A 21,445-nucleotide genomic window follows, 5' to 3' on the forward strand; every position below is an offset into this window, starting at 1 on the left:
TTTGTATTCTGTACAAGTCAAATAGACTCATTCGTGGTTTGGATTGACTCGAACAATATCGTCTTGTCCGTTTTGAAAGCGCTTTTTAAGCTCATTTTTTGACTTAAAACTGATTTCTCCACCAGCGGCAACTGTCATATGGTCCGCTTCTACATTATGCTTAGATTGATACAACATCACAGCTTGCATGCATGAATCTCGCTGTATTTGTGAAAGTGGTGTACCTTCAGGCCACTTACCCGTTTCAATAGCGTGCATTAATCGCTTGTAAGCTTCGGGGGTGATGGCGTTAATGAGTTGATCGGCATCCATGGTCTATCCTTAATTAACGAATTCGTCACAAACATAACTTGCCATGATATTGAGTCAAGACAAGCCCAATAAATAAGTGTATTTGATCACAAGCTAATATTATGAATTTGATAAAAGTGCCCATGATTCTCAGCCTATCACTTCTTATAAGTGGCTGCTTTGAGAATAACAGAGATACCGACAAGCTATGTGCAGATAATCCTAATTTGCGCTGTGAAAGGCTCAATATAAATGATGGGCAATGTAGAGTTCCACGCACGGACCTCATCTGGCATCGATTTGAAGTACTTAAAAATCCAAGCGATAGCAACAAGATTAAAGAATACGGATTAGTTCAAGCTTATCGAAAATGTCTCGAGCTCGCTTCACAAATTCAAGCTATTGATCAAACGGAACTGAAACAACGTCGATTTTCAGCACTCGTCAATACAGGGAAAGATTTAGAGCAGATTGAAAAAGAGCTTCAGTCATCCAGCTCCGCGGAAACCTTATACTTTCTCTGGAGTCAGATTGGTGATAAAAGTGCACAAAGAAAATTCTTACAACGTGAAGGTAAACCCGAGCTAGATACAGCAGAAATGCAATACGCTCTCGCTACTTTTTATGTTCAACGGGATCGAGAAAAAGCAATCTATTTGCTCCATCGAACCTTAGAACTCAGCCCAAAAGGCAGTATCAACCTTGATGCTATCAAATCTCTTGCCAGTACCAACCAAATTCTCAAACAGAAAGAAAAAGCTTACATTTGGGCGATGGTAGGGAAAACATTCAATGTGCCGGTTGCTTCAGAGACAGAACTCAAATTGCTGTACGGGTTTGATCAAGAAAAATTTGATGCACTCGACGATATCGCCGAAAAAATCGTTGACGCGATCAAAAATGGACAGTTTAAACCAGAGCTCATTCCTCTCGACTTTGCCAACTAACAAAATGTAATCATAAAACAAAGAGCGGTGATGAATTCACCGCTTTTTCACTTTTTGTTGAAAATTAACGACACTGAATTGACACAAAATCGTTCACCTGTTGTTTGAGGTCCATCAGGAAAAACATGCCCTAGATGGCTATCACACACCGCACAACGGATCTCAGTTCGAATCATTCCATGCGTTAAATCTTCAAGATAGCGGATTGCAGTATCATTGTTCGGTGCATCAAAACTTGGCCAACCACACCCCGAATCATACTTATTGTTGGAGACAAATAACGGGCTGCTGCAACAGGTACACGCGTACACACCTGTGTCACGATTATGTAATAACTTGCCACTAAACGGGGCTTCTGTACCGCGTTGACGGCAAACATAAAACTCATCATCCGTTAGTCTTTCACGCCAGTATTCATCAGGCTTAACATTATTCTCAATCTTCGATTTCACTTACAAAACTTCCCTTCTTCTCAATATTGCACTGGTACTTTTTATGCCAAAAACTTGCATACTCCACTCTTTGTAGCACATACTTTCTCACCATGAAATGGTAGGTATGTGATTTCTAACTGCCTTAGAAGGCTAAAGTATTTTACGCCAACTGAAAGTAAACAGAAGCGGTATAAAGTTTAAAATTTAATCACTTACGATTAATTGTGAAAAAAAGCGTCGCTTTTTTTTGACTTTAAACAAGTTAAGTCCGATTATCTGTTGCAGACATTTACTGGATTCTGTAATTTTACTACCAGTTATCTTTAATCAGAAATTAAGTTGTGGAGCAACTATAATGACTATCAAAGTAGGTATTAACGGTTTTGGCCGTATCGGTCGTTTCGTATTCCGTGCAGCGCAAGAGCGCAACGACATCGAAGTTGTAGGTATTAACGACCTTATCGACGTAGATTATATGGCATACATGTTAAAGTATGACTCAACTCATGGCCGTTTCAACGGTACTGTTGAAGTTGAAGCTGGCAACCTAGTTGTAAACGGCAAAACTGTACGTGTAACAGCTGAGCGTAACCCAGAAGATCTAAAATGGGATGCAATCGGTGTTGACGTGGTTGCTGAAGCAACAGGTCTATTCCTAGACGATGCAACCGCTCGTAAGCACATCACTGCTGGCGCGAAAAAAGTTGTTCTAACTGGTCCTTCAAAAGACGCGACTCCAATGTTCGTAATGGGTGTTAACCACGCTTCTTACGCTGGCCAAGACATCGTTTCTAACGCTTCTTGTACTACAAACTGCCTAGCACCTATCGCTAAAGTTCTTAACGACAAGTGGGGCATCGAGTCTGGTCTTATGACTACTGTTCACGCAACTACAGCGACTCAAAAAACTGTAGATGGTCCTTCTGCGAAAGACTGGCGTGGTGGTCGTGGTGCTTCTCAAAACATCATCCCATCTTCAACTGGCGCAGCTAAAGCGGTTGGCGTTGTAATCCCAGAACTAAACGGCAAACTGACTGGTATGGCTTTCCGCGTACCTACAGCGAACGTTTCTGTAGTTGACCTAACTGTTAACCTACAAAACCCAGCATCTTACGCAGAAATTTGTGCTGAAATGAAGCGCGCTTCTGAAAACGAATTCGCTGGCGTTCTAGGTTACACTGAAGATGCAGTTGTTTCTCAAGACTTCATCGGCGAGATCAACACATCTGTATTCGATGCTAAAGCTGGTATCGCACTAACTGACAAATTCGTTAAAGTTGTATCTTGGTACGACAACGAAATCGGTTACTCAAACAAAGTTCTAGACCTAATCGCTCACGTTTCTAAATAATCGTAGTGTTTAGCGAAGAAATTCGTTGAGAACAAAAAGGCGGCCATTGTGTTAATGCCGTTCACTTAAGAGTGAACGGCATTTTTGTTCTTAGCATACCGTTGTGGTCTAGGCTTAACTGTTCTAGGGAATGTTCTTTCCCTTCGCCCTTCAAGTATTAAGCTTTCAGCCATGTTGTGAAAACCCTTTAACTGACGAGGTATTGCTCCTGGTGTTGAGTAAGGTAAGCCTACAAGTAACGCAGATACATGAGCTAATGTGCCGTTAAAACTCAGTTGATAAGGAAGGTAGTTTCCCTTTAAATTGAAGCAGAGCTCTACCATCTGATATCGAATTAAATTGTAAGTAAGTAAGATGCCCCATAACTCCTGCTTTACCAACTCTGGCAAACGACTTCGCAGCGTGAGACGGTTTCCAAGCATGTATTGTTTTTGCTCTCGGTAGCCTAGCTCTATCTCCCAACGATGCTCATAAAGACCAGTAATATCTTTTGATGGGTAACGCAGCGGATCTGTCATAGAAGTTAATACTTGGTAGTCTTTTCCTTTAATTTTACGAGTGACAAGTCGAGCGGTTATCGACTTTGGTAAATCAGACCATCGCTTTCTAGCTCTTGGATTACTGTGTAATTGAACAAGTTTGTCATTTCGCCCTAAAGATTGAACAATGTCATATTGTGTATTTTTCTTGAGGGGAATAAGCCAATGGCGCTCTGAGCCAGAGTCTTGCCATTTATGTAATAAGCCTAAAGAATAGAACCCCTTATCGAACATTGTCACGCTATGATTCGGTGTTGTTTCTATCAGTTTTTCAGCTAATACCATTTCGTTTGTATTGTAGTTATCAAAAGCACTGGCCGTGATAATATGACTGCTTAGTTCCATTTGGCAGACCATTCTCACTTGCGGATATTGTGTCCCTTTTTGTCGAGAAAATGCATTTTCATTTTGCGGGTTATCGGGCGTGCGCCAAACCACTCCATCGACGCCAAGAAGCGTTAATCCATTCCACTGGGGTAACTTTGCACTTTTTAACCATGAAGTCGTCATTTGCTCAAAGACCGCTTTAATTGCGCCTTCACCCAACGTCTTTCGACGTTGAGTCAACGCACTCGGTGCGACAAAAGCTTTACCCGTACGATCGACAATATCAAGCTGGTTAACTAAGTCTTTCATGGATTTATTGTTATAGATAGCCATTCCAACAAGTAACCAAACCATGGATTCTAGAGTTAATTTCCTCTTTCTCATCGTGACGGTATCAGTAAGAGAATAAGCTTCGTTGATGAGGTCAATTGGAAGTAAGTCAGACAAAGTCTCAACGTTGCTAGGTTTCCAATCATTAATTATGTTTAGAGCTTGGGAAACATCCATAAAAAAATCCAAGTGCATTAAATACACTTGGATTTTGACAGCTCTGAAGGATCGTTCAACCGATCCCTTTGGCCTTAACTGATCGGCATTAGGCCATTGTGTCGCCTTTTTAGTATCTGTCCCTTTCATTAATGGGACTGCGTTAGACAATCCGAGCCGTTCCTCACTTATTTATCCGGTAGGAATGGTATGAGGTATCGAATTTATGGATCTGCAATCTCTCCCTACCCTGACTTATCTTTCAGACAACGTCACCATCGTTGAGAAAGAGGGCGTTAAAATTGTTCGCGTTATTCATGACAAAGCGACCGCCGGAATTACACTGCATGGCGGCCATGTCATCTCATTCACTCCTAAAGGACAAAATGAGCTCATTTGGATGAGTGACACGGCCATTTTTGACGGTAAAGCCGCTCTAAGAGGCGGGATCCCTGTTTGTTGGCCATGGTTTGGCCGTATTGCTGCACCAGCCCATGGTTTCGCACGCACCAGTGAATGGGCATTGATTGAACATAGAGAAAACGAGCAGGGCGTCATTATCGTGCTAGGGCTTGACCATTCGCCCCAAACACTGGCTATTTGGCCATTTCAATTCCAAACCCGTCTTTATGTTGAAATCGGTGACAAGTTAAAAGTCACTTTAGAAACGACCAATACGGATGAGAAAGCATGGACGTTTTCTGCAGCGCTGCACAGCTACCTCAAGGTTGGTAATATTACCCAGATAACTACTACAGGTATGGGCGTTGAATATATAGACAGCTTACAAGATGCAAAAATGTGTCAAGGTGGTTCAACACTCATCCTCACCGATACGATTGATCGCGTCTATACCGCGCCTGAAGCACAAATTCAGGTCCAAGATCCTGTTTTGAATCGCACGTTAGTGGTTGAAAACTCTGGGCACAACTCTGCCGTCTTGTGGAACCCATGGGCTCAAGGCGCTCAATCAATGGCAGATATGCCTGACGATGGTTATCAAACGATGCTGTGTGTTGAATCTACACTGCATGCCCCTTGCTTATCCGCTGGAAAAACCTTGCAACCAGGTGAAAGCCATCAGCTCGTCACGACGGTTTTTTCCAACTAAGCTTTTTTGGCGAATTTTCCGTCATCATACTCATGCTGAGGGCAGTGAAATCACGCTGTCCTTTTTATTTCTAGCCGCAGACGCTAAACTGGCACCTTTGTTTTTCAAGCGAGATCTTCATGGCGTATCTGTGCCCCCTTTGCCAGCAACCTCTGTTGCAACAGCAGCAAATATTGAAATGTGAAAATAATCATCAATTTGATATAGCCAAAGAGGGCTACGTCAATTTGATGCCTGCACATCATAAACGCTCAAAAGATCCGGGTGATAATAAAGAGATGATGCAAGCTCGTCGCCGTTTTCTTGAAGGTGGACATTACGATCTGATGCGTCAGACGGTTGCTCAGTTGTGCAGTAAATATCTACAAGATTCTTCTTATCAGTTTTTAGACATCGGCTGCGGCGAAGGTTACTACACCCAATTTGTCGCTCAAACGCTTGCACAACACTCGACACAATCGGTCACCTATGGGTTAGATATCTCTAAAATCGCCGTCCGTTATGCAGCAAAGCGCTACCCTATGGTCAACTTTGTCGTTGCCTCCAGCCACCGCTTGCCCTTTGACGATGCTTCCCTAGCCGGTATATTACGAATTTATGCGCCCTGTAAAGCGCAAGAGCTTTACCGCTGCATTCAAAACCAAGGAGTGGTGATTACCGTTACACCCGCGGCAAGGCACCTCTATCAGTTAAAAGAAGGGATCTATCCTAATGTTCAACTGCATGATGAAACCGCAGAAGAGATCGCTGGGTTTACATTAGTAGAGCAACAAAAACTGCACTACACCATGACATTAAGCGGTAACGATGCTTTTGATTTATTACAGATGACGCCGTTTGCATGGCGGGCCAGTGATGAGCTAAGAGCGCAATTAAAGCAAGCTGAGCAATTTAATTGTGAGGCCGATTTTATGATCAGCGTTTACCGCAAAGTTAGTTGATAATAATTCTCATTATATTGCAAATCCACAGTGTCTCCATTATTATGCCAAATTCAAAATGGAGACCCTCATGCGCTTAGTTACTTCTCTGGCTCTACTATTACCACTTTTTGGCTGTGCTTCGCACCAGCCGAAGCTCATTGCTCACTTTTATGACTACCAATTATCCACCCCTAGCGGCAAACCATTGAATCTCAATTCGCTGCCGAATGAGATAAAAAATGCCGATATCATTTTAGTCGGTGAGTGGCATACACACCCAGCCATTCATCGCTTCCAAACCGAGCTATTGGCACAACTCAGCCACGAAAATACCCATGTTGCATTGTCTATGGAACAATTTTCACGCGATGAGCAAGAGATACTGAACCGCTATCTAGCAGGAGAAATCGGCGAACAATACCTTATTTCTCAGACCAGAGCGTGGCCAAACTACCAAAGTGACTACCGCCCACTGGTTGAATTTGCAAAATCACAGCAGTTGGATGTCATTGCCGCTAATGCGCCTAAACCTTTCGTACGTTGTATCGGCAAAGTAGGGATCAAATACCTTGATAAATTAACGCCAGTAGAGCGGGCTCAGGTTGCACACCAAATTGACACCTCAGCCTCTCCCTACAAAGCGAAGTTCATGGAATCAATGCACCACGGTTCAAAAGAGCAAACTGAAAAACAGTACGCAGCTCAGGTCGCTTGGGATGAAACGATGGCAGAAAGCATGGTGAATTATTTACAAAACCACCCGACAGCTCAGGTGATGCACATCGCAGGCAAGTTCCACACCGAGCAGGGTTTAGGCACGGCGCATTCTATCCTTCGTCGAAATCCTGATTTAAAGATTGCCATCATCACGCCCGTAGAGGATACCCAGACGTCGTATCCTGATTTCCAACTCACTGTACTGCCAATTCCCACCGCCTATGTTCAAGCAGAGCATCGTATGCAAGCCTATCAACAGATAAAGAATCGCAACACAGATCTCACTTGCGACTAATTAGCGGCGAATAACGGGCCTGCTTATTCTTTTCATACAAAGTAGGCGCGTTTTTTGCTTGTACATGCTTCATACAAATTGCGAATTTTTTGCACAAGTTTTTCATAAATCTGTCGATACATTAACTGATGGCATTTATAGGAGAGAAGTATGACACCGGTAGGGACAAGCTCAGCGCAACTGCATTCACTCCAGCAAGTTAAAGCTCAAGCAAATTCTACAGCGGCATCCGCCCCCTCTGCCCCGCTCAAAGTGGAGCAGAATACCGTCACTTTGTCTGATGAAGGCAAAGCCTTGCTCGCAGCGCTGCAACAACTCGACAAAGAGAGTAAGTTAGAAAACAAAGAGAAAACCGTGACAGGCAAAGTGGAGTCATTTGCTCATGGTGCTTTGGGATTAGATCATCCAGATAAAAAACCAGAAGAAGATGATAGCTCCTATTCCGCAGGGAAATATTTTTCCGCTGCAGCAACAGTAGGAGGTTTGTTACTGCTTCTCTAGTCTTTTAGATTTTATTCGATACTAATTGCGGTTTGGATGATTGATGATGAACAAGAATTAATTTTTGTTTTTATGAATCATGAGAGAGACCTGCAATACCAATGGGTTCATGGTTTTCTCAACAAAAAGCCCTTTCTCTAACCAAAACCTGAGAAAATCACCCCGAAATTCTCAACTTTCCCATCAAGTCGATCAAAGCAATACTCGACATTTTGTTGCTAGTCAGCGCTCTGCGATGCAAGCGAGCATTCCTCCTGTGCATCACACAGGCAGAACTCCGCTTAAAAAACTTTTGGACATTTCCGAGTTAGGTACTTAAGTAGAGATTTACCGTTCGGATAACATTTTGGGCTCTTCTCCGCTTAGGTGAGCTTGATATTTGGGTAAAAAGTTGAGTGTGTATCGGGAACCGATGTTTGTCTGATCTTCAATTTGAAATAGTCTGTATCTCTCACCCCTCTTGCCCTTCGTCTGAGTAAGCCAATCGAGACATTACCTGCTTCTACCCGAGCGTTAGTCAGTTTGTATTTTCCGTAGTTACAAATACCCACTTTTCTTTCCAATAAAGCATCGGCAAAATTAATTAAGGAAAGTATTCTGGTCGATTTGGCAAGACGACACCAAGCTTCTAGAGCTGCCACCATTGTTTCGTAATCGGGTTCATCCCATATGGCTTGTAGCTGCTCTTTGAGCATGTAAACAACGCACAAAGTCTTGTTGCTCTCAAGTAAGTCATCAAGTCTGTCAGACTGCCTATCATCCAATTTGTGAGCGTTTTTCAGTAGGAGGAAGAGCGTTCCTTTCAACATTTTTTTTTCGTCGTGAGAGCCATTTCTAAAAGCTTTTGCTCTCTCTTTTTTGATTAAGATGCAGTAGTTCTGCATGACATGAAATCGGTCAAAAACAATATCAGCATTGGGAAGCATTTTCCTGACCGCCGACTGGTAAGACTGGCCCATATCCATTGATACTGCTTTGATTCCTGATTTGGTTTCTTCTGATAGTTGCTCAAAGAAGGAGATCAGAACTTCTGCTTTTCGGCCATGTTCAACCCAAATTAAATGCCCAGAGACGAGGTCATAAACAACCGTCATATAATCGTGTCTCTTGGCTCTGGCAACTTCATCGACGCCAATATGAACCAAGTTATTCAGTTTCTCGGGGTCTAATGCTGGTAGGCTTGAACGCAAGTATTCCCTATCGATATTTTTTACTGTTTCCCAGCGGATTCCTAAATGTTGAGAGACGGCATGTATGCTCATATGGCGACATAACCCACTGATGAACTTGCAAAAGCGAGCGGTATAACGACCACCTTTAGCCACATATTCAGTCTCTTCGATCAACCGTCGTCCTTCTTTGTCTCTAGTTTTAGCCAGCTCAACCTCAATCGTACAAGGTCGCCCACTCACAGGTAAATCTTGAAGACGTCTTTTAACGTAGTGATCGACGGTGCAGGAAGTCCCTGATATTGGCTCTTTGACTTTATACCTACGATCTCGACGACAGCGAACGAGTACGCCTTGGGACATTTCTTCTATTGAACAAGATTCAACACACTGGCCTTTAAAGCTAAATAACGAGGAAGACAAAGACGACAAAATAGACTACTGACTTATTTTTAAAATAAGCATTATAAATCATGTGATTATGATGAATGAGCCTGTGCATACAGACTCATGAAAGCGGAGAAGAGCCCATTTTGTACTGCAAAACACCGAGTGGCAGTTCCGTGTAGCCGAATAAAAACTCATCTACATGGCGATTTAGGGTATAGTGGTGAATCAATTTCTCATGGCTATCAATAAATCTAACTAGCTTTCGTCAATACCGATACGCCTACCCCGGATGACATGGTAGACATATCCATGTAGTACCAGATAAAAAAATGCCCCGAAAATCCGGGGCATCGAGCTTTTACAACCTAGAAGAGATTTTTCAATCCCGTCTTAATTGATTCCGTGACAATGGTGGTTAACGCTTTGGCTGGTAACTTCTTCAAGTCATCTTCAAAGTGTTTACCAACCTCACTTTTAGTTAGGATGCTTAGTCGCTCTCGCCCTTTAGCAGTCAGCCAAAACATCTTGCAGCAGAGTTCGATGTCCCAAGCATCACCATAACTATCAAACATAACACCGGCTTCACCCATGGTCTTGTAGGGCGTCAGGTCGCAATCGACAATCAATCCCTCTTCAACGAGGAGCTGGAAGTGAAGATGGAACTTCGCATCCAATCGGCATTCATATCCATTGTTGTTTAAGTAGACCTTGATACCTAGGGCTTCTAGATCTTTAACAGTGGTGAGGTTCTTATCGTTTTCCTCAATAGCTATAAGTAGCTCTCGTAAGTATAAATTTTCTATGCTCATTTATTTTTTTTGTTTAGCACAGATCTAATACTTATTTTTTGATGGCTCTGTCAAACGGATCGACAAAGAAAACTAAAAAATTCTTTCTGTAGCGATATCTGAGAGCTTTTTAGAGGGGTGTAAAATAGGGATTTTATAGTGACTGTGACATATCCCCCCAATTTGTCTGACTCCATGCCTCGCTAGTTCCCTATCTATAAGGTATTGTTAACCAAGAGTCTTAAAAGACCCTTAGTCCATAAAATGGAAATATATATAGCGCAGTGTGACATCATGAGTTTATTAGAAGATATCTTGAAGGAAATAGGTCCCTGTCTAAGTACGGACTTGGTACAAGAACTGGTTGATAGACACCATCTATCTCATGATGCAGCTCGCAAGCGGGTTTCGAGAGCAGGTAAAGATATATATCGTCTAGAAGGGTTACCTTTCCCTCGCAATGTGAAATTTGTGTATCTAAAAAAGGACTATCGTTCTCCTTACTTCTGGGGAGCATTGTATTCTGCATTTAAAGATACGAACTCTGCTTATTGGTATGCAATTGCAGCACTTAAAGAGCGTGATGGAGTGATGCCTTACGAGCACTTTTTGATTTCATGCGGTGCGCCCGTACGACAGCAAAAGCATATACCACCTGAAAAAATCATCGAACGTCTTGAGATGCACGAAATTCTGTCGGTTCGTGATTTAGATGGCTTTGGGCGATGTGTTGTGCTTACTCAGTATGAGCAAGACTTGGATTTCATTCTTCCGGACATTAGAGCAAGATTGATAGCTGAAAAGCTCCTAATAAGTGCAGTATCTCAATGGGCGAAGAATTTAGGTTTAGTCAGTTACAACCTTTTCAAAGATCGTGATGAGGAAGAGTTACCTACGGTAAGCACAACAGTTTGGGATATGGCTGGACCATCTTATATATCACCCTTGGTTGATATCGGGCAGAACGACAAGATAAAGCCTGGCTTTTTCGCTTGCGACATCCTATTGAACAAGAAAGTCAGCGATGATGGTATTCAGCCGTTTTTGAGGAAGTGTAAAACGTTAAGGGGGCTGCCTAATGTTGGTCGTTGTATGCAGATGTTTGTTGCCAACGAGTACAAATCTGATGCTTTCAAGCTGGCGAAAGAAGCCGGAGTTTTACCTGCTACAGTGGAAAGTCTTTTTGGTCGTGATGTTGCTAAGGGATTGGTCAACTTACTGCGAACCCTAGAGAGTGCTGCTCAAGCTGTCATTATAGAGCCAGAGAGATTCAATCAATTGTTCGATCAGTTGGGCAAAATAGAAGGTGCTGTTGGAAATCTCAGAGGCGTATTGTTTGAGTATTTCTCTGCAAGCGTTGTTCAGAAGGCTTATCGAACCAACTATGTCCGGTTAAATGAGGTTTGCAAAACACAGGATGGTAGCCGAGCAGAGTCAGATATTATTGCTGAACTGCACTCAGGGGAGATTCTGTTTATTGAGTGTAAAGGTCATCAACCCAATGGCACAGTGTCATTTGATGAGATTAAAAGGTGGCTTCAGGTTCGGGTGCCAACTCTCAGAAAATATGCACTGGAGCATCCAGACTGGAAGAGGAAAAACTTATATTTTGCACTGTGGACGTCCGGAGGGTTTTCCGAAGAATCGTTAGAGCTTTTGTCTCGGGCAAAAGAGAGTACCAGTAAGTACAAGTTAGATTACTTTGATGCAGAAGATGTTCTCAAAATCGTCCATAGCTGTAACGACAAAGAAATGCTCAAGACTTACTTTAAGTGCTTCCTTGATTATCCGCTGAAGAAGCTAGAGAAAGATTGGTTAAACGCCCTCGATAGCGAGAGCGTTTGAGTACAGATATCAGTATTACCAAATAGGTGCTGTTGCTGCATCGTAGAACTTAACTTCTAATCCCGGGCGCTCTATGAATGCTTTGGCGTTAGCTCTTGTACGAGTGTTGGCAGGAGAGTCCTTATCACCAAAGATACTTACGAAAACTTTCGACACATTGCTTACTTTGATTTGGTCGAAAATATGCTTATCGTTTTCATCCATTGAATGACCGTGGATAAATAGCACACCATCAAGCTGCTTTAGAGCTTTATAGCCTGCATTCAAATATGGGTTGTGCTCGATTTTATGAAGTTTTTTCTCGTGACTAGGTTCAGAAACGAACAGGGGGAACTTGCCGTTATCTAGGTTGTTTCTTACTTGGTCGACGATACTAGTGTCAGTGGCAGCTCTGAACGTATGTTTCTTGATAGCAGAACCTGAATCGTAGAGGTGTAGTCCACCATGCAGGAAGTAAACATCTTGCTCATCGGTGTTTTCCCATTCGGGACCACGGAAACCATCGTCGGTAATGTACCCGAAAGGTTCGATATCGTTCTTGTTAACAATCCAATAGAGCAAGAGGTCGTAGTTCAAGGTAAAAATGTTGTCGAACTGGTTGATAAAGCTCTTTGCTGATTCAAATTGTGCAGTGGTTACTCGGCTAGAACGTGCTGGGTGAGTTCTAGAGATAACGTCAATTAGTGCATCTTTTAATTGTTCTTGGTCAGATCTTATTTCATCTAACTTTGCTCTATCAACACCGTAAGCATCACCTACAATCTCAGCCGCTTCGAGACTTCGCATTACTTGCTCAAAGTCATAGGTTTCAAAACGATTAAAGATATCTCTTAGCTGCGCATCTCGAGCACCGAACTGTGCTTCGGTGAATAGGTTTTGATAGTTGAATATGTCTCTATCCCAAGCTTGTGAAAAGCCATTTGCTAGTAGGATGGACGGTTCTTGTCCTTCATCTAGCGAATCCAACCTTTCTTGAAAAGACTTTAGTGGCATAGCCTTGTTCTCTTTGTGTGTATTGTTATGCAACTTTATTAGTATGCGCCCCATGATCCCACGGGGCGTTTTAATTTGAATGTGAGAAGTTCCAGGGAAGCAGTGAGTTGATATCAGGCTCAGACTTTGCCAGCTCTTTCATACATTTGACCATGTAATCGTAGAGTATCAGTCCGTTCGCTTTCGCCGTCTCGATGATGCTATACAGCAAAGCACTCGCATCAGCACCAAGCGGATTCGTCGAGAATAACCAATTTTTTCTGCCAATGACCAGCGATTTGATTGCGCGTTCCGCTCGGTTGTTGTCGATAGATAAATGCCCATCTTCAACATAGCGTATCAGCTTAGGCCACTGACCCAAGGTGTACTTGATGGCTTTACCAAGAGGACTCGATTCGATGACTTTCTGCGTGGTTAACCAGTCATAGAAGTCATCCAACATCGGTTTAGCCTGCGCTTGTCTTTCTGCCCAACGCTCTTCGACCGAAGCCAGTTTTAATCGAGATTCAAGTGCGTACAACTTTTGGATTTTGGCTAACGCCACATCCGCTTTACCTGTTTTACCTTTGCCCTGAAGCTTCTTCGCTTCCATGAACTTACGACGTGCATGAGCGAAGCAACCGACATTGGTGACGTTGGTTAATCCATCATAAGCCGCGTAACCATCACTTTGCAGATAGCCTGAGTAATCACCCAAGAAGTTCACGGGGCACACTCTCGCGCGACTGTTTTGATAGTCGAACAAGACGATATTTTTCATGTCAGGGAGTTTAGCTTCAGGGGAGTCGGCTCCCGAGCAGTACAACCACATATAACATTGCTTGTCTTCCTTGAGCACATTGAGCGGCGTTTCATCGGCCTGAACCACCACTTGTTCGAGTAAGTGAGTCTTCAGTGCCTGATAAAGCGGTTTGAACTTTTCACTAACCTGGATTACCCACCTGGCCATGGTCGTTCTCGATAACTCGATACCTGATTGGGTGAACAAGGTTTCCTGACGATACAGCGGAAGCGCATACTGATATTTGCCTAAAATAATGTTGGCAAGCAGACTTTCGGTAGCGAAGCTTTTGGGGATGATACTTATCGGTGCGGGTTGTTGGTGAATGTGGCTTTTTTCAGCCTCTTGTTCACACTGACGACAGGCGTATTTCGGGCGAACATATTCCAACACTTTTAGGACGGCGGGCGTGAACTCAAGCTTTTCACTGCGGTCTTCGCCGATTTTATGCAAAATGTGTTGGCAGCATGAGCACTGTTTGTCGTGCTCATCTAGGTCAAGCTCGATAATTTCACGTGGCAAGTCTTTAGGAAGCGGTTGACGTTTACCACGACGTTTGATTGTCGTCGTGGTGATAACCTCATCTTCCGATTTCGCCGCTTCACATTCCGCCTCATTAAAGAGGTCACCCTGTGCTTCGTTATACGGCTTTAACGCTTCCGAGCGTTTGGCGAATTGACGGTCAAGGGCCAGTTTAAACTGCTCAATTAAGGATTGGCGCTCTTGTTGCCACTCTTTTTTCTCCGACATCAACGCTTTCACCATAGCTTGAAGCTCGGCGATGTCTTGGCTTTCTGGGTTAATATCGGGCGTCTTTTTCATGGCATTGATTATACTAAAAACACCACGTCAAGGCTTGGTATAACTCACTTTTATCGGGTTCAACTCATTGTAAAGTTGTCTATTTTTATCGGTTTATGGCCGATTATCGTGAAGCCAGATAACAGTCTGTCTAGGTCAAATTGAGTCAGGGTGTAGACCTGCTTTTTCTCTTGAGTGGGCCATTTGAATTTGGCTTTTTCGAGCCGTTTGTACCACAGAGCGAAGCCCGTTTTATCCCAGTACAAGACTTTGACTTTATCGCGTTGTTTATTGGTAAACAGGAACAGCGCACCGCTTCCGAGCGGTAAATCGGTTTCAGATTCAATAATCGCCGCCAGACCATTAATGGACTTTCTAAAATCCACGAACTCCCGATACAGGTAAACATTAGGGGCACTCAGCATTCTCTTCATGACAGTGCTCCGATTAACTCTGCCAGATACGAGGCAGGTGTTCCCTGGGGGATGCTGAGTTCAACGTCATTAATCAATAGTGTCATGTTGGCAATCGGTGTTTGAGTCATCTGGTAGCGTGTCGTTTTTTCAACGACTTCAGCTTTAACGAATCCACTGCTCTTAGGTTGCTCTATGAACTTTAGTTGCTGTCGCTTGGCATGGAAGGTTGAAAGGCTCAGCCCATTTTGTTCACAGAACACGCGTTGAGACAGATGACTGGATTCGTATTGATCGAATAGGGTATGCCATTCTTGATGAGAGAGTCTTTTTGCCATTTCAAATCTCCTTGAGGTTGGAGATTTGATCTTATGGCGTGCCGAGATTGATTAGAATGTGGGGTTTATGACGCGCTTACCACAGACAGGAGCAATCAGTCAGGATGAAAAATTTCTATTTTTTTAAGGATTGTAAAAAAATTTTATCGGGCATAAATATCGATAAGATCACATACAATGGAACGTATTTGGATGGCACGAAGAATGCGGGTCATGAGTGGCTACTCGGAACTAGTGGCGCAGTGATTCACGTGCATGTCGATAGAAATAATAATGACTTATCAAACAGCCTCAACTTAATGAAGATGAAGAGTGTAGGTGAGGAAATAAATATTTTGCAATGCACTGGCATACTGCCGAACTATTCCTTGAGCTGTGATGATAACGGTTGTTTGGATGAGTTGGCGAAGTCCGCGCAAGTGAGTAACGAAGGGAATTTGGCGGACGACCAAGAAACGTTTCAGTTCTTAAAAAAACTGCTTGAGAAAATGAATGAGACCGCTCAACTACCGACGTTAACTTATTAGTTCACCTGGTCTATGCTGCATACAATACCACCCACAACAGTGACAAATAAGGGTGAGTGTTTCACAGAGTAAAATTATGTGTTATTGCAAAAGATTAAGAGTTAGCCAACCGTAATCTTTAATATAAGGAAATTACATGAACCACGTTAATACTAACTTAAAAGCTATCGTTACTCACGCTTCGTCATCAAACAATGCCAACGTCAAACGTCAAAGCGCGGGCATTCCACAAAATCAATTGAAAGCGCTTATTACCGCCGCGAGCTCTGACACTGGTACGCAAGAATATTACGCTCAAAAAGGCGCATTTATCGACCTATACCAAGGGCTGAAAAACGGCACGACAACATGGATCGAGTCTAAAACAACCGACAGTAAGTGTCCTGTTTTTTATGCTCAAACAGAACCTGATAGTCAAGGAAAGCGCCACTACATTACGCTTACTTGTGGTTTAAACAATGAGGCACAAGCTGAAAATAGCACCGCGAACCCAAGTTATAATCTAACTGGCTATTTTCAGATTTCATTAGAGTATGCTTCTCAAACTTATTGGAACTCATTTTCTGATATCTCGGTAGAAGGTGTCAGTGGATTACTGGCAGCGTCAGAGCTATTCAAAGCAGCAAAAGCATTGCTTAACAAGTTGAAAGACGGTACATCATCATGCATTTCAGAGGCGGTAGACGGAAAAACAACAGAAGATGCAAATGCATCAGCAGAAACAGGTGCAGAGGAAGCATCAAGTACCGTCGAAATTGAAGAAGGCGTTAGCGTTGATCTTGAAGCGGAGGCGAGCTGTTTTGGACCAATAGCAGAAGGCGTGGTGTTCACTGCCTGTATTTTTATGTTGATATCACACATGTCATATCAAAATCTCACTATTGCAAACCTTACTGACTACAACTTAAATTGGGAGATTGTATACCAAGACCATGGTGAAATATTGCAAGAACCCAGCAGTGACGATGAATCAGTAAGCCACACTATTGCTAAAGGCCAACAAAGTGGACCTCCTGGTGTTCAAGCTGAGCCATCATATTCAGATGCTCCATTTAAGTTTGAAAGTGATGAGACCGCTGGTATCGACTTTTACGGTATTGAATATATCATGTCATTGGTCCTGCAAGATGACAGCGGTGCGACAGTAGCAAACATAGCGATGTTCTACAGCGTGCCATTTTCAGGCAACAACCGTTTATACTGTAGCTTTGATGATGTAACAACGAAAGACAAAGCCAAATCATACCTTGATAATCACGACGACTCTTCTAATGAAGTGACCTCAAGAATATGCATATCACCAGACGGTAAGTTCGAGTTAATGCAAACGTTTGATTACTTGTCTGGTAAGCACGAAACAGATGATAAGGAACAATACAGCTATAATTCGTTGTTTGTTGTAAAGCAGTCTGAAGCTTAATCGTGAACATAACCCAGACCTGACTTGACTCGTAGTGGTCAGGTTTGTTTTGCTACCAAAGGGCTTAATATCGTAAGCTGTAGCAGTCATTAGCAACGCAGTTCATTCGGAAGTGTATTCAAAGCCACGGTTTCAACTAACCTGTTGCGTAACCAGAGTGTAGTAAGGATGGCTCACCGTTTTTCCATCAGCTATTGCAAACTCAGTTGCTTGTAGATACCCCGGGCATGTCCGGGGTACTTACTGGTTACAACGCTAAAGCGTTGACCAAAATTACGAACAGCTAACGCTGTAATTTTGGAATGGGCATTCATCCACGGGTAAACCCGTGGTTTTCTGTATGCACAGAATAAAATAATTACCTTTCAATCACATAGACTTGAAAGCACGATTAACGTCATACTTACAATCGGTAGCTATAATACGCCAGACTATACGCCCAAACTTATTTGTTGCTAAAGCTACGATAGCTTTTTCTTTACCACGTCGTTCAATTAACCCTCGTAACCAAGCTCCCATAGGATCCGTGTTGAAGCTCTACAACGTAGTACAGCCCTAGCACCATGAATAAGTAGGTCCTTAGAGCTCGGTTCCCACTCTTTGATAAAGCGCTAAGGCTATTCTTTCCACCTGTACTATTCTGCTTGGGAACTAACCCACACCATGCTGAAAACTGCCTACCATTTTGAAATTGTTTACCAGAGCTAACTTCACTAACAATCGCAGCCGTTAAGATCAGGCCAAAGCCAGGGATATTCTTAATCGCCTTGTAACGCGGATTCTGTTGGCTCAGCGTAGTTATCTCCTGAGTTACATCATCAATCTTGCTGCTAATGCTGGTAAAATCACAGTATAAGGTTTGCAGTAAGTTTCTCATAACATGGTATAGCTCATTCTCTGCATCTTCAATTATCAACGGTAAGTGATTACGCAATGCTCTTATTGATGTTGGAAAAACTATCCCATACTCTCCCGTTAGACCTCTGATTTGGTTAGCGAGGGCTGTTCTTTGTTCTACTAGGCGAGAGCGAACGCTGCGCAAAGCTTTCAGGTCCTGTTGCTCGATAGATTATGAATATCAGGTCGCGAATAAGCTTCACAAATGGCTCTTGCATCGTTTGCGTCATTCTTTTGTCTACCGACGAACGGCTTAACATGCTGGTATGAGTGATACCTTAAAACCAAGCCCTAAAAAGACTCGCCCCCAATAGTGTGATGAAGCACATGACTCCATAGCCAGCGGGGTATTGTCTGGAAGTTGACGGATTGTATGGAGCAGTTTGTCTTGAGAAACCTTACGATTTGACGAGATAGTACCGTCAATATTCAATACGCATACTTGAAAGAAGTTCTTAGCTAAATCGATACCGACAACTTTAATGGATATGGTTGTTACTCCTGATCTTAATGGTTGTACCCGTAGTGTGATACAACAATGTTAGAAGGGAGGTGCGTCCATCACATAAAAGCCCTGAAGAAGTCTCCCTATCTTCACATTAGTTGTATTTGTGCAAAACTCGGCTAACTACGATCGTAGGCTTTCTGACGAAACCAATAATGGGGCAGAAACGAGTTACGTTCCCTTGCCCCATTACACTTGCGTATTACTTTATTGGTGTTACGACTGAATTTTCATCCAATAGCTCTTGTTGGAGGTCAAACACCCTAAAGCGGAGCCTCGCATTTTCAGCCTCTAACTGCTTTCGAGCTTCAACTGCATTGTTTCGTTGCACCCTGTATTTATCCTTAAGGTCATTGGCTTTTTTTAATTCGTGTTTTAGCCTGTCAAGCTCAGACAAAGGGACATCCAATTCAATATCTAAGCCCGTTGTCATAGCCTTATCACGGTTGTGGTTGTATTCATCGATCACAGGTTTAGCGTAAGCCACAAACTCTTTAAACTTATGGACATAGCTATTGCCAAGCTGGGCTTCATTATTGATCCGGTTTAACGTGAGCTTACCCATCGCCTTGACATGAATAGGCTTACCATCTAATAGTCGCTGAAACGCATTGACCAGTAACCCTTCTGCCTTGCAGGTTGCCTTATACTCTACTTTCATGACCACACTGCCTTAATCTCATCATTGAAGTTATCAAAAGGGATGCTGTGTTTGACTAGAGTTGGTTCAATAGACTGAATCTTCTTTTTTCTAGCATCTAGAATCAATTCATTGGCATAATCTTCCATATCATTGATTGCTCTAAATGAAGCAATCAAGTTATCTCGCTCTCTCGAAAACCTTTTAGCAGCTTTATCCGTCACAACCTTATGAGAGCAAGGAGCTTCGACGATATCCATCAGAGAGCATAGTCGCTCACAATCAGGGTTAGTGCAGTATCCACCTGTTGGAAGCAGTACAATAGATTTGTCTCCTGATCTCACCAAAGCAATTAATTCACTCCGAGATATAACAACCTCTTCACCTTGAGCTAACCGTTCCGCGTTATCCTTAGCTATGCGTTCTCCCTCGGTACCACTTAAGTGCTCAGATACATTATAAATATCATCCCATGCATCCACAGCTGCTTCTTCAAAGGCTTCATTGAATTCATCCATTAATTGAGAATCCATCAACAACTCATTAGTGCGCGCTAACTCAGAATAATTAGCATACCAATTGGACATATTTACATTACGGTGTTTTAGTTGATATTTAACAGTTAAAGCGTTCCCAAGTCGATTTTTCACCATAAAGACAACAAAGCTACGCCTTAAATCATGGGGAGCTAGTCGCGGTAAACCACCTCCTACCTTTAAATCTCCCGCTCGTTCAGGGTTTAAAAGATTGAATTCTTCAACATCCTCTGCAGTTGCAATAATATTGAACTCTTTTAAATTGAGAGTGAAAACACCATCACTATCCACCTTGTACTTAAAACTCTTTTTTACTTGTAGTTTTTCGTCGCTGTATGGAATATCCACTGCGATAAAAGCGCTGCTTAGTTCTCGAAGCCTGTAGTCGTACTGGTCTTTGGTTATTAAACCAGCTTGAAAACCTTTCTTAACTCGCTCAAGTGCATAATTCCTTGTAGCCTGCGTCGCATCATAAGCTAACTCTAATGCTAATTTAGTAATAGGCGCTGTATTCCATGTTGTGAAAATTGGGTTACCATTTTTTCCCTTTGTGGTAAAACCTGATACTTTTGATATTCCAGAAGGCGATAGGTCATAACTGTCCTTGTTCATGGAAAGCAACTCTTTATGTCGCGCTCCAGTGAATAATCCAACGCAGATAAAACACACTTTATGCAACTTGCCTAACCAATTACCTTTCCTGTGTACTTGAAAATCTGGTATTGCTTGAATATCAGGCCATTTACATATGCGCCTTGATACTTTCGTACCAAAAGCTTTTAATTGCGATTCAGTCATATCATCAACATGTATAAGACCTAATTTATCGAGTTCCTCATCCATCATTTGATTTTGATAGGCATAAACCTTACCCATTACTTCTGAAATCTGACGGCGATATGGATGATAAGTTTCCACAAACTGAACGACTTGCTTTAAAATAGTAGAGTGAATCGCCTCAGGGAAAGCTATAGCCTGACCTTTTTTTGAGCCTTTTTTTATCCAATTGATCCACTCCCTTTTATGAACATATCGGTTTAACAGACCAACTCTATTCAGAGTATTTATAGTCGATGCCAAAGATCGACAAAAACTTTCACTAGCATAACTCCTCAATTTCTTGGAACATTTTTTCCACTCTCGGTCACTAGATAGCAAACTAAAGTCACTGTTGCCCCAAAGCGTTGCAAGGACATTTAATTTCACTCTGTAATCAACCAGAGTACTAACTGACTCATGTTCGCCATCAGGAGAGTTTTGTTTCTGCCATTGCATTATTGCATAAAGATAGGACTGGATATTTTGGCAGTAATTGACATCGATATGACTAAAATTTATCTCAACATTATTTTGGTGCAATGAATAAAAGTCCCAATTTAAATCAAAGACATGAGAAACGCCTTCTTCATCAGAGCCAACGTAACATAAGGGTTTTCGGTAAGCTCAGGATATCGCTGTTCTAAAATCAAAGACATTGTAT

19 protein-coding genes and 2 pseudogenes are annotated in these 21,445 nt (G+C 42.5%); 9 read left to right on the forward strand and 12 right to left on the reverse strand.

Annotated elements, in window-relative coordinates:
* Positions 1 to 27: 27 nt before the first annotated feature.
* Complete coding sequence (locus tag N5E84_RS07585; RefSeq protein WP_019282281.1) at positions 28 to 312, reverse strand: YeaC family protein; 285 nt, start codon at positions 310 to 312, stop codon at positions 28 to 30.
* A gap of 101 nt (positions 313 to 413) precedes the next feature.
* Between N5E84_RS07585 and N5E84_RS07590 the strand changes: the two genes are divergently transcribed.
* The gene (locus tag N5E84_RS07590) at positions 414 to 1,238 is read left to right on the forward strand and encodes a DUF2989 domain-containing protein (protein WP_013857227.1); all 825 of its coding nucleotides are present in this window, start codon (positions 414 to 416) and stop codon (positions 1,236 to 1,238) included.
* 47 nt (positions 1,239 to 1,285) lie between these two features.
* On the opposite strand, the gene msrB is transcribed toward N5E84_RS07590, so the two are convergent.
* On the reverse strand, positions 1,286 to 1,690 hold the full coding sequence (gene msrB / locus N5E84_RS07595) for a peptide-methionine (R)-S-oxide reductase MsrB (RefSeq protein ID WP_019282280.1): 405 nt from the start codon (positions 1,688 to 1,690) through the stop codon (positions 1,286 to 1,288).
* 337 nt (positions 1,691 to 2,027) lie between these two features.
* On the opposite strand from msrB, the gene gap reads away from it, so the two are divergent.
* A complete protein-coding gene (gene gap / locus N5E84_RS07600; RefSeq protein ID WP_010317219.1) occupies positions 2,028 to 3,023 on the forward strand; it encodes a type I glyceraldehyde-3-phosphate dehydrogenase in 996 nt (331 codons plus the stop codon).
* Between the two features lie 65 nt (positions 3,024 to 3,088).
* On the opposite strand, the gene N5E84_RS07605 is transcribed toward gap, so the two are convergent.
* A complete protein-coding gene (locus N5E84_RS07605; RefSeq protein WP_029388402.1) occupies positions 3,089 to 4,396 on the reverse strand; it encodes an IS4-like element ISVa16 family transposase in 1,308 nt (435 codons plus the stop codon).
* A gap of 205 nt (positions 4,397 to 4,601) precedes the next feature.
* Between N5E84_RS07605 and N5E84_RS07610 the strand changes: the two genes are divergently transcribed.
* The 4 genes from N5E84_RS07610 (at position 4,602) to N5E84_RS07625 (ending at position 7,922) form a co-directional block, all read left to right on the forward strand.
* Positions 4,602 to 5,486, forward strand: coding sequence for a D-hexose-6-phosphate mutarotase (locus N5E84_RS07610; protein WP_069212204.1), 885 nt, complete (start codon positions 4,602 to 4,604; stop codon positions 5,484 to 5,486).
* Positions 5,487 to 5,605: 119 nt separating this feature from the next.
* Positions 5,606 to 6,427: a 23S rRNA (guanine(745)-N(1))-methyltransferase gene (gene rlmA / locus N5E84_RS07615; RefSeq protein ID WP_017044565.1), complete on the forward strand. Its 822-nt coding sequence runs from the start codon at positions 5,606 to 5,608 to the stop codon at positions 6,425 to 6,427.
* 70 nt (positions 6,428 to 6,497) lie between these two features.
* Positions 6,498 to 7,421 (forward strand): ChaN family lipoprotein, encoded by a 924-nt coding sequence (locus N5E84_RS07620; protein ID WP_231494632.1) that lies wholly within the window; start codon positions 6,498 to 6,500, stop codon positions 7,419 to 7,421.
* Between the two features lie 150 nt (positions 7,422 to 7,571).
* Positions 7,572 to 7,922, forward strand: a complete 351-nt coding sequence (locus N5E84_RS07625) for a hypothetical protein (RefSeq protein ID WP_013857233.1) — start codon at positions 7,572 to 7,574, stop codon at positions 7,920 to 7,922.
* A 362-nt stretch (positions 7,923 to 8,284) separates the two neighbouring features.
* On the opposite strand, the gene N5E84_RS07630 is transcribed toward N5E84_RS07625, so the two are convergent.
* Both N5E84_RS07630 and N5E84_RS07635 read right to left on the reverse strand, forming a co-directional pair.
* Positions 8,285 to 9,454: an ISL3-like element ISVa10 family transposase gene (locus tag N5E84_RS07630; RefSeq protein WP_076611988.1), complete on the reverse strand. Its 1,170-nt coding sequence runs from the start codon at positions 9,452 to 9,454 to the stop codon at positions 8,285 to 8,287.
* A gap of 392 nt (positions 9,455 to 9,846) precedes the next feature.
* Positions 9,847 to 10,290, reverse strand: a complete 444-nt coding sequence (locus N5E84_RS07635) for a hypothetical protein (protein ID WP_019283423.1) — start codon at positions 10,288 to 10,290, stop codon at positions 9,847 to 9,849.
* A 273-nt stretch (positions 10,291 to 10,563) separates the two neighbouring features.
* Between N5E84_RS07635 and N5E84_RS07640 the strand changes: the two genes are divergently transcribed.
* On the forward strand, positions 10,564 to 12,114 hold the full coding sequence (locus N5E84_RS07640) for a hypothetical protein (protein ID WP_231494633.1): 1,551 nt from the start codon (positions 10,564 to 10,566) through the stop codon (positions 12,112 to 12,114).
* A gap of 15 nt (positions 12,115 to 12,129) precedes the next feature.
* Here the strand turns inward: N5E84_RS07640 and N5E84_RS07645 are convergent, their stop codons facing one another.
* The 4 genes from N5E84_RS07645 to tnpA form a co-directional block, all read right to left on the reverse strand.
* Positions 12,130 to 13,107, reverse strand: a complete 978-nt coding sequence (locus tag N5E84_RS07645; protein WP_029388474.1) for a DUF4917 family protein — start codon at positions 13,105 to 13,107, stop codon at positions 12,130 to 12,132.
* Between the two features lie 70 nt (positions 13,108 to 13,177).
* Entirely contained in the window at positions 13,178 to 14,710 is a 1,533-nt protein-coding gene (locus tag N5E84_RS07650) for an IS66-like element ISVa9 family transposase (protein ID WP_095661379.1), read from the reverse strand.
* Positions 14,711 to 14,769: 59 nt separating this feature from the next.
* The gene (gene tnpB / locus N5E84_RS07655) at positions 14,770 to 15,123 is read right to left on the reverse strand and encodes an IS66 family insertion sequence element accessory protein TnpB (protein WP_069212062.1); all 354 of its coding nucleotides are present in this window, start codon (positions 15,121 to 15,123) and stop codon (positions 14,770 to 14,772) included.
* A complete protein-coding gene (tnpA, locus tag N5E84_RS07660; protein WP_081245520.1) occupies positions 15,120 to 15,440 on the reverse strand; it encodes an IS66 family insertion sequence element accessory protein TnpA in 321 nt (106 codons plus the stop codon). Before tnpA ends, tnpB begins: the two co-directional genes overlap by 4 nt.
* Before the next feature lie 188 nt (positions 15,441 to 15,628).
* Between tnpA and N5E84_RS07665 the strand changes: the two genes are divergently transcribed.
* Together N5E84_RS07665 and N5E84_RS07670 are read left to right on the forward strand one after the other, a co-directional pair.
* Positions 15,629 to 15,967, forward strand: coding sequence for a hypothetical protein (locus N5E84_RS07665; RefSeq protein WP_127170316.1), 339 nt, complete (start codon positions 15,629 to 15,631; stop codon positions 15,965 to 15,967).
* A 136-nt stretch (positions 15,968 to 16,103) separates the two neighbouring features.
* Positions 16,104 to 17,387 carry a hypothetical protein gene (locus N5E84_RS07670; protein ID WP_019283093.1) on the forward strand — a complete coding sequence of 428 codons (1,284 nt, stop codon included), beginning with the start codon at positions 16,104 to 16,106 and terminating at the stop codon, positions 17,385 to 17,387.
* 369 nt (positions 17,388 to 17,756) lie between these two features.
* On the opposite strand, the pseudogene N5E84_RS07675 reads toward N5E84_RS07670, so the two are convergent.
* From N5E84_RS07675 to N5E84_RS07685, 3 genes and pseudogenes are all read right to left on the reverse strand, one after another.
* A pseudogene (locus N5E84_RS07675) lies at positions 17,757 to 18,774 on the reverse strand (IS110 family transposase).
* A gap of 217 nt (positions 18,775 to 18,991) precedes the next feature.
* Positions 18,992 to 19,450 carry a hypothetical protein gene (locus N5E84_RS07680; protein WP_019283094.1) on the reverse strand — a complete coding sequence of 153 codons (459 nt, stop codon included), beginning with the start codon at positions 19,448 to 19,450 and terminating at the stop codon, positions 18,992 to 18,994.
* A pseudogene (locus N5E84_RS07685) lies at positions 19,447 to 21,440 on the reverse strand (hypothetical protein). Before N5E84_RS07685 ends, N5E84_RS07680 begins: the two are co-directional and overlap by 4 nt.
* Positions 21,441 to 21,445: the final 5 nt, after the last annotated feature.

This window comes from Vibrio sp. J502 (assembly GCF_025397955.1).
Classification (GTDB): domain Bacteria; phylum Pseudomonadota; class Gammaproteobacteria; order Enterobacterales; family Vibrionaceae; genus Vibrio; species Vibrio anguillarum.

Coding starts and splice junctions, on each gene's coding strand:
- N5E84_RS07670 (WP_019283093.1), top strand. CDS start 16,104: ATGAACCACGTTAATACTAACTTAAAAGCTATCGTTACTCACGCTTCG.
- N5E84_RS07630 (WP_076611988.1), bottom strand. CDS start 9,454: ATGTCCCAAGGCGTACTCGTTCGCTGTCGTCGAGATCGTAGGTATAAA.
- N5E84_RS07585 (WP_019282281.1), bottom strand. CDS start 312: ATGGATGCCGATCAACTCATTAACGCCATCACCCCCGAAGCTTACAAG.
- N5E84_RS07650 (WP_095661379.1), bottom strand. CDS start 14,710: ATGAAAAAGACGCCCGATATTAACCCAGAAAGCCAAGACATCGCCGAG.
- N5E84_RS07640 (WP_231494633.1), top strand. CDS start 10,564: ATGAGTTTATTAGAAGATATCTTGAAGGAAATAGGTCCCTGTCTAAGT.
- N5E84_RS07625 (WP_013857233.1), top strand. CDS start 7,572: ATGACACCGGTAGGGACAAGCTCAGCGCAACTGCATTCACTCCAGCAA.
- tnpA (WP_081245520.1), bottom strand. CDS start 15,440: ATGGCAAAAAGACTCTCTCATCAAGAATGGCATACCCTATTCGATCAA.
- N5E84_RS07620 (WP_231494632.1), top strand. CDS start 6,498: ATGCGCTTAGTTACTTCTCTGGCTCTACTATTACCACTTTTTGGCTGT.
- N5E84_RS07645 (WP_029388474.1), bottom strand. CDS start 13,107: ATGCCACTAAAGTCTTTTCAAGAAAGGTTGGATTCGCTAGATGAAGGA.
- N5E84_RS07635 (WP_019283423.1), bottom strand. CDS start 10,290: ATGAGCATAGAAAATTTATACTTACGAGAGCTACTTATAGCTATTGAG.
- gap (WP_010317219.1), top strand. CDS start 2,028: ATGACTATCAAAGTAGGTATTAACGGTTTTGGCCGTATCGGTCGTTTC.
- N5E84_RS07610 (WP_069212204.1), top strand. CDS start 4,602: ATGGATCTGCAATCTCTCCCTACCCTGACTTATCTTTCAGACAACGTC.
- N5E84_RS07590 (WP_013857227.1), top strand. CDS start 414: ATGAATTTGATAAAAGTGCCCATGATTCTCAGCCTATCACTTCTTATA.
- rlmA (WP_017044565.1), top strand. CDS start 5,606: ATGGCGTATCTGTGCCCCCTTTGCCAGCAACCTCTGTTGCAACAGCAG.
- N5E84_RS07605 (WP_029388402.1), bottom strand. CDS start 4,396: ATGGATGTTTCCCAAGCTCTAAACATAATTAATGATTGGAAACCTAGC.
- tnpB (WP_069212062.1), bottom strand. CDS start 15,123: ATGAAGAGAATGCTGAGTGCCCCTAATGTTTACCTGTATCGGGAGTTC.
- N5E84_RS07680 (WP_019283094.1), bottom strand. CDS start 19,450: ATGAAAGTAGAGTATAAGGCAACCTGCAAGGCAGAAGGGTTACTGGTC.